This is a genomic window from Seonamhaeicola marinus (assembly GCF_008085455.1).
In genome coordinates this window covers 1-235 of the sequence record NZ_VSDQ01000692.1, presented here as the reverse complement: position 1 = coordinate 235, position 235 = coordinate 1, and the positions used below count along the sequence as shown (strand labels likewise).

Below are 235 nucleotides of genomic sequence, written 5' to 3'. Positions count from 1 at the left end.
CCTGCAATGTCACTTACTATAGCGCGTTCTTCATTTAAAAGTGCATTTAACAAGGTAGATTTGCCAACATTTGGTTCGCCAACAATAGCTACAGGTATTCCATTTTTAATAACATTCCCTACAGCAAAAGAATCTATTAATCGCTTTAAAACCGATAAAATACGGGCAGTTAAATCTTTAAATTGGGTTCTATCGGCAAACTCAACATCTTCTTCAGCAAAATCAAGCTCTAATT

Annotated in this window: 1 protein-coding gene; it reads right to left on the bottom strand. The window is 34.9% G+C overall.

Annotation, left to right across the window (positions count from 1 at the left end; all coding sequences use genetic code 11):
• A partial coding sequence (locus FUA24_RS17175; RefSeq protein ID WP_187388316.1) for a GTPase occupies positions 1-235 on the bottom strand: 235 nt, incomplete at both ends.